We start from the raw sequence: 6,720 nt of genomic DNA on the forward strand, positions 1-6,720 counted from the left end.
ATCACTCCTGCGTCATGGCCCCGAAGGGTAGGCGCAGGGCTATGGCGGGTCAATGACAGGAGCGCTAGATAGAGGGGTAAGGCGGTGGTTTCTCCACAGCCTGTGGGCAATTTTCGGGGCAGTCTCGTGGCGAAAGTGCATCTCATCAAGCTCAGCGTCGGCAGTGACTCGGTCGAGCAGATGCAGGCTTGGCAAGAGCATCGCTCGCAGCAGCGGCGCGACGGGCGTTATTATCACCTCACGCGCATGTGGCCGAAGCGCGCGCAGGAGCTGCTGGACGGCGGGTCGATCTACTGGGTGATCCAGGGTGTTGTACTGGCCCGGCAACGCGTCGCGGCGCTGGAAGAGATGACCGGCGCGGACGGCATCCGCCGCTGCGCGCTGTTCCTCGACCCCGAGATCGTTCGCACCGAGGCGATGACGAAGCGCCCCTTCCAGGGCTGGCGCTACCTCAAGCCCCAGGACGCCCCCCACGACCTCGCCCCCGGCCGCATGGCAAGCGACGCCCTGCCCCCCGCGCTCGAGGCTGCGCTGAGCGAGATCGGCGTTCGCTGACCCGAATCGCGCCGAAACGCGAGAAAAATCTCGGGTTAGGCAGCTCGTAACATTCTCTGAGATACTCGCTTCGCCGTGGGGGTGCCGCACAGGCGGCGGCCCGGCATGGGGTCAGGAGGGAACGCATCTCATGAAGACATACATGATTTCGACGGCGCTGGTCGGTTGCCTGTTTGCCGGCGCGGCAGCGGCACAGGACTATCAGGCACTTGCGCGAGAGCTCTACGATCAGGGCTTCGAGAACCAGGCGACTATTCGTGTCCGCAGGGACGGCCTCTACGTCCAGACCAGCGGCAGCGCCGGCACGACCGAACGTGTCTACAGCCGCGACGGCACGGTCCTGCGCGAAGAGGAAACGCGCAGCTCGGACGGGGCGAAGATCGAAAGGGAGTACGACCGCACCGGCGCCCTGGTCGACGAAGAGATCGAGCCCGCCACCAGCCGCAACGGTGCGGTGATCGAACGCAGCTACACCGAAGCCGGAACCCTCGCCAAGGAAGAGATCCGGACCCCCGGCGGCACCAAGATCGAACGGAGCTACGACGCCGAGGGCAACGTCGTCTCGAACGAGGTGAGCCGGGACGACGAACGCGGAAACCGCGGCCGCTCGGGCCAGGGGGACGGCGAGGATCTCGAGGATGACGACGAGGACGATCGCGACGACGTCGAAGACGATGATCGCGACGATGAGGACGAGGCGGAGGAAGAGTCCGACGATGAGGATGAGGACGACCGTGGCCGCGGCAACGGAAACGGCCGTGGGCGGGACTGAGCGGCTCGCCCTGTTCGGATAAGCCGAGGCTGGCGCGGCGGCGCGGCGCTCCGCCGCCGCGCCAACTTCTCAGTCTAGACCCAGCCTTTGCAGCAGCACGCCCAGCCGTTCCCGCGCACCGCCGTCCCAGTCGGCATTGCGGGCACGGAACAGCGTCGCCTGGCTTGCATGGACGGGGCCGTCCGACAGCATCTTGAGGTGGTTCGCCCGCAACGTCTCGCCCGTCGAGGTGATGTCGGCGACGGCCTCGGCGGTCTCGTGTCGCACGGTGCCCTCGGTCGCGCCCTGGCTGTCCACCAGCTGGTAGTCCGCCACGCCGTTCCACGCGAGGTAATCGCGCACCAGGCGGTGGTACTTCGTCGCGATGCGCAGCCGGAACCCGTGGCGGCGACGGAAGGCGGCGGCGGCAGCGTCCAGATCGTCCAGCGTCTCTACATCGACCCAAAAGGACGGCACCGCAATCACCAGGTCCGCGTGGCCAAAGCCCATCCGGGCAAGCTCTTCAACCTGGTCGTCCCACTGGGTCAGCTTCTCGCGCACGAGGTCCGAGCCGGTGACGCCTAGGTGGATGCGCCCCGCGGCAAGCTCCCGCGGGACCTCTCCCGCGCTCAGCAAGACCAGTTGCAGGCCGTCGAACCCCTCGACCACGCCGGAATACTCGCGTTCGGACCCGCCCTTGCCCATCGTCAGGCCGCGCGCGCCGAACCAGTCGAAGGTCTTGTCCATCAGCCGGCCCTTGGACGGCACGCCGAGTTTCAGCATCACCGGGCCTCCAGCGTCAAGGCGGGTCGGATCACGCCGCCGACAGCCGGGGTTACCTGCCCCTGCCCCAGCACGAGGGTTAGCGCATCGTAGCGCCCCCCGGTGGACAGCGGCGGCAGGTCAGCGCGCCCGGCAGCCGAGAAAGAGAAGACGAACCCGTCATAGTATTCCATGGTCGAGCGGCCATGACTGCCCTCGAATGGCAGGCTCTCGGGCGTAATCCCGCGCGCGTCGAGCGCCTCGAGCCGCCGGCCCAACCCATCCACCGCCGGCGAGATGGACGGCATGTCGATCGCCACGTCGCGCAGGGTTTGCAGCGCCGCGTCCGAGGGGGCGCGCAGGCGCAGGATGTCGTCGATCAACTCGACCTCAGATTCGGACAGCGCGGGCTCAGCCGCGTCGGCCTTCAGCGCGGCGATGCGCGCCTCGACATCGGCACGGTCGCGCAGCCCGATCTCGGGGCCGGCACCGGCAAAGGGGTCGACGGCGTTGAGCACTGCCGCCCGATGCGCCGGCATTTCGGTCCGGCCGGCATAACGGTCGATCAGCGTGCGGAAGCGCCGGGGCCGCCAGATGTGGCGCAACAGTGCCGCCTTGCGTGCCTCGGAGGTCTTCAGCCCGCGCACGGCGGCCGCCAGAATGCCGATATCGCCCGTCGTCACCCGCGGCGACAGCGGCGACAGCACCCGGTGGAACAGGGCGAAACATTCGGCATCCGCTTCGGGCGCATCGCCGCCGAAAAGCTCGTAGCCGACCTGTAGATATTCGGCAGGGCGTCCCGGATCGGCAGCCTGCCGGCGGAAGACCTCGCCCACATAGGCATAGCGCGCAGGATCACCGCCCTCGGCCATGTGCATCTGCACGACCGGCACGGTGAAGTCGGGGCGCAGCATGGCCTCGCCGTCGGGGCCTTGGGTGGTGAAAGCGCGGGCGCGAATGTCCTCGCCGTAGAGGTCCAGAAGCGTCCCCGCAGGCTGCAGGATGTCCGTTTCCACCGGCATCGCCCCCGCATCGAGGAAGGCCTGCAGGATCGCCGCGGCCTCGGCCCGTTCCGCCGTCTTGTCCCTCATGAGAGGCGCTTTCGGATCTCTTCCACCATCGCATCGCGCGCACATTCGAACTGCGCGGGCTGATCGCGCCATTCCTCGTGGGAAAGTTCGGCGGCCAGTTTCGCGCCCAGCTTCAAGTCCTTGATCTGCACCACGTCCCGCGCGGCCTCGTCCTCGCCCTGGATCACGGCGATCGGGGCGGCGCGCTTGTCCGCGTATTTCAGCTGATTGCCGAAGTTCTTGGGATTGCCGAGATATAGCTCCGCCCGGATACCGGCGCTGCGCAGCTCGCCCACCATCGCCTGGTACTCTGCCATGCGGGTCCGGTCCATGACGGTGACGACCACCGGGCCGTCTTCGAGGTTGTCGAACCGCCCCTTCGCCGTCAGCGCGGCCAGCAGCCGGTCGACCCCGATCGACACGCCAGTCGCGGGCACTTCCTGCCCGGTGAAGCGCTTGACCAGATCGTCATACCGCCCGCCCCCGGCCACGCTGCCGAACTGGCGCGGGCGGCCTTTCTCGTCGGCGATTTCGAAGGTCAGCTCGGCTTCATAGACCGGGCCGGTGTAGTAGCCGAGGCCCCGGACGACCGACGGGTCGATGACGATGCGGTCGGGGCCGTAGCCTTGGGCGTCCAGAAGCTCCGCGATCTGGGACAATTCGTCGACACCGGCGCGGCCGGTCTCGCTTTCGCCGACCAGCTCGGACAGGCGCGCCAGCGTCTCGGACCCTGTCTCGCGCCGTGCGCCCACGAAGCCCAGAACCACGTCAGCCTGGGCGTCGCCCAGGCCGGCGCCCTTGGTGAAGTCACCGCTCTCGTCCTTGCGCCCCTCGCCCAGAAGCGCACGGACGCCCGCCTCGCCCAGGCGGTCCATCTTGTCGATGGCGCGCAGGACGATGCCGCGTTCGGCCTCACGATCGTCGCCGCCAAGGCCCGCGACCTCCATCACGCCGTTCAGGACCTTCCGGTTGTTCACCCGCACGATGTAATCGCCCCGCGCGATCCCTACGGCTTCGAGCACGTCGGCCAGCATCGCGCAAATCTCGGCATCGGACGCCATCGAGGCCGAGCCGACGGTGTCCGCGTCGCACTGGTAGAACTGGCGGAAGCGGCCCGGGCCGGGCTTTTCGTTCCGCCAGACCGGTCCCATCGTGTAGCGGCGGTAGGGCGAGGGCAGGTCGTTGCGATACTGGGCCGCGACGCGGGCCAGCGGCGCGGTCATGTCATAGCGCAGCGCCAGCCAGTCGCCGTCCTCTTCCCACGCGAAGACGCCCTCGTTCGGGCGGTCGACATCGGGAAGGAACTTGCCCAACGCCTCGACCGTTTCGATAGCGCTCGTTTCGAGAGCGTCGAAGCCGTAGAGATGATAGATCCGCGCGATCTCGGCCAGCATCTGCTGGCGACGGGTCACTTCGGACCCGAAATAGTCGCGAAAACCCTTCGGCGTGAGGGCCTTCGGGCGCGGCTGTTTCTTTGACTTTGCCATGACGACCCCCCTTGGGAACGCGGCTCGACTACGTCAAAGGGGGGGCTGGCGCAAGATGGAGGCCGATATGGACAAGATCGAAGAGCGACTGGCCCACCTCATCCGGGCCAATGACGAGCTTTCGGACGTGGTGACCGAGCATTCCCGCACCATCGAACGCCTGGAACGGCAGGTCCGCTTCCTGATGGAGCGTGCCCGGGCGGACACGGATGGCGGCGTCTTCGTGGGCGACGAACAGCCTCCGCACTGGTAACGCCCTACCCCCGCGACGCCTCTGCCATCTCTTGCGTGAAGCGCTTGCGCAGGTCCTTGCGGATCTGCGCGGCGCGTTGGCGCCTGCCCTCCTCTTCGTCCAGGACCTTCAGTTCCGGAACGGTCACGGGTGTGCCGGCGTCGTCCACGGCGACCATCGTGAAGTAGCAGGAATTGGTGTGGCGCTTTGTGCCCGAGCGGATGTCCTCGGCCTCGACGCGGATGCCCACCTCCATCGAGGTGCGGCCGGCGTGGTTGATCGCGGCGCGGAAATTCACCAGTTCGCCCACATTGATCGGCTGCTTGAAAACCACCTGATCGACCGACAGGGTGACGCAATAGCTTTGGCTGAACCGCGACGCGCACGAGAATGCCACCCGGTCCAGCAGGTTCAGAAGCGCGCCGCCATGCACCTTGCCGCTGAAATTCGCCATCTCGGGCGTCATCAGCACCGTCATCTCGAGCTTGCGCGCATCCATCAGACCAGATCCTCGACCGTGATGACGCCGCCGAGCGACTTGATCGCGCCCTTGATCTGCGGGGTCACAGGGAAATCATCGCCCAGACTGACCTCGACCTCGCCGGGCAGGTTGCGATCCATCAGGCACAGCGTCACCGGCCCCCGGGCGCGGATCTTCTGGTCCTCGCGGGCGCGGTTCAGCACGCTCGCCACCATGCTGATCGCGTCGGGCGCGTCGAGGTAGATCATCAGCCCTCCGCCCCCCGCGGCCACGGCGCTGTCGATGGGCGCGACGGACCGGCCCAAAAGCTTCAGCTGTTCGGATTCGATCGTTGCCTCGACCTGCACAACGACGTTCGTGCCCGGTTCAAGATATTCGCGCGACGCCTCGAGCGTGTCCGAGAAGATCGTCACCTCGTAAAGCCCCGTGGGATCCGACAGCCCGACGAAGGCAAAGCGGTTGCCCCGCGCCGACTTGCGCTCCTGCCGGTTGGCGACGACGCCGGCCATCTTGGCGACGTGCGGGCCGTTCATCGCCTTTCCGTGCACCTCTTCCAGCGTCATCACGCCCTTGCGCTTCAGCGGCGCCATGTAGTCGTCCAGCGGGTGGCCAGAGAGGTAGAAGCCGATGGCGGTGTGCTCTTCGGCCAGTCGCTCGGTCGGCAGCCAGTCCTCGACCGGCGACAGGCGCGGTTCGGGCAGGTCGTCGCCGGCATCGCCGAACAGCGACACCTGGTTCGACGCCTTCTGCTCGTGGATCGCGGCGGAGTAGGCCACCAGCTGGTCGAGGCTGTTGAACACCCGCCGCCGGTTGCGGTCGAGCTCGTCGAAGGCCCCGGCGCGGGCCAGCATCTCGATCGCGCGCTTGCCCACGCGCTTCAGATCCACCCGCCGCGCGAGGTCGTAGAGGTTGACGAAGGGCTTGTCGCCCCTGCCCTCGACGATCAGCCGCATCACGTCGAGGCCCACCCCCTTGAGCGCGCCAAGCGCATAGACGATCTGCCCGTCCTTCACGCTGAACGTCTCGATCGAGCGGTTCACGCAGGGCGGCACGATCCCGATGCTGAGGCCGCGGCGGGCTTCCTCGGTATAGATCGCCAGCTTGTCGGTCAGGTGGATATCGCAGTTCATCACGCCGGCCATGAACTCAACCGGGTGGTTCGCCTTCAGCCATGCGGTCTGATAGCTGACGACGGCGTAGGCGGCGGCGTGAGACTTGTTGAAGCCGTAATTGGCGAATTTCTCCAGAAGGTCGAAGACCTCCTTGGCCTTCGCCTCGTCCACCCCGTTCTCCATCGCACCCTTGGTGAATTTCGGGCGTTCGGCGTCCATCGCCTCCTTGATCTTCTTGCCCATGGCGCGGCGCAGCAGGTCGGCGCCGCC

At 67.1% G+C, this 6,720-nt stretch carries 7 protein-coding genes and 1 pseudogene; 3 read left to right on the plus strand and 5 right to left on the minus strand.

Going from position 1 to position 6,720, the window contains the following annotated elements:
- Nucleotides 1–126 precede the first annotated feature (126 nt).
- On the plus strand, nt 127–555 hold the full coding sequence (locus ACFDS3_RS02890; protein WP_375260834.1) for a DUF1489 family protein: 429 nt from the start codon (nt 127–129) through the stop codon (nt 553–555).
- A 130-nt stretch (nt 556–685) separates the two neighbouring features.
- The gene (locus tag ACFDS3_RS02895; RefSeq protein ID WP_375260835.1) at nt 686–1,327 is read left to right on the plus strand and encodes a hypothetical protein; all 642 of its coding nucleotides are present in this window, start codon (nt 686–688) and stop codon (nt 1,325–1,327) included.
- Nucleotides 1,328–1,396: 69 nt separating this feature from the next.
- On the opposite strand, the gene hisG is transcribed toward ACFDS3_RS02895, so the two are convergent.
- From hisG to hisS, 3 genes are read right to left on the minus strand one after another with little or no spacing between them, the layout of a single operon-like run.
- On the minus strand, nt 1,397–2,092 hold the full coding sequence (gene hisG, locus ACFDS3_RS02900) for an ATP phosphoribosyltransferase (protein WP_375260836.1): 696 nt from the start codon (nt 2,090–2,092) through the stop codon (nt 1,397–1,399).
- Nucleotides 2,089–3,159, minus strand: a complete 1,071-nt coding sequence (locus ACFDS3_RS02905) for an ATP phosphoribosyltransferase regulatory subunit (protein ID WP_375260837.1) — start codon at nt 3,157–3,159, stop codon at nt 2,089–2,091. The genes hisG and ACFDS3_RS02905 overlap by 4 nt, the downstream gene beginning before the upstream one ends.
- Complete coding sequence (gene hisS, locus ACFDS3_RS02910; RefSeq protein WP_375260838.1) at nt 3,156–4,625, minus strand: histidine--tRNA ligase; 1,470 nt, start codon at nt 4,623–4,625, stop codon at nt 3,156–3,158. The genes ACFDS3_RS02905 and hisS overlap by 4 nt, the downstream gene beginning before the upstream one ends.
- 67 nt (nt 4,626–4,692) lie before the next feature.
- Between hisS and ACFDS3_RS02915 the strand changes: the two genes are divergently transcribed.
- Complete coding sequence (locus ACFDS3_RS02915) at nt 4,693–4,878, plus strand: SlyX family protein (RefSeq protein ID WP_375260839.1); 186 nt, start codon at nt 4,693–4,695, stop codon at nt 4,876–4,878.
- A 4-nt stretch (nt 4,879–4,882) separates the two neighbouring features.
- Here ACFDS3_RS02915 and ACFDS3_RS02920 read toward each other — a convergent pair whose 3' ends face one another.
- Together ACFDS3_RS02920 and ACFDS3_RS02925 are read right to left on the minus strand one after the other, a co-directional pair.
- On the minus strand, nt 4,883–5,356 hold the full coding sequence (locus tag ACFDS3_RS02920) for an acyl-CoA thioesterase (RefSeq protein WP_375260840.1): 474 nt from the start codon (nt 5,354–5,356) through the stop codon (nt 4,883–4,885).
- Nucleotides 5,356–6,720: pseudogene (locus ACFDS3_RS02925) on the minus strand (DNA polymerase III subunit alpha); the annotation flags it as partial. The gene ACFDS3_RS02920 and the pseudogene ACFDS3_RS02925, both read right to left, overlap by 1 nt.

The organism is Palleronia sp., from assembly GCF_042089775.1.
Classification (GTDB): domain Bacteria; phylum Pseudomonadota; class Alphaproteobacteria; order Rhodobacterales; family Rhodobacteraceae; genus Palleronia.

Coding starts and splice junctions, on each gene's coding strand:
- hisS (WP_375260838.1), bottom strand. CDS start 4,625: ATGGCAAAGTCAAAGAAACAGCCGCGCCCGAAGGCCCTCACGCCGAAG.
- ACFDS3_RS02920 (WP_375260840.1), bottom strand. CDS start 5,356: ATGGATGCGCGCAAGCTCGAGATGACGGTGCTGATGACGCCCGAGATG.
- ACFDS3_RS02895 (WP_375260835.1), top strand. CDS start 686: ATGAAGACATACATGATTTCGACGGCGCTGGTCGGTTGCCTGTTTGCC.
- ACFDS3_RS02915 (WP_375260839.1), top strand. CDS start 4,693: ATGGACAAGATCGAAGAGCGACTGGCCCACCTCATCCGGGCCAATGAC.
- ACFDS3_RS02905 (WP_375260837.1), bottom strand. CDS start 3,159: ATGAGGGACAAGACGGCGGAACGGGCCGAGGCCGCGGCGATCCTGCAG.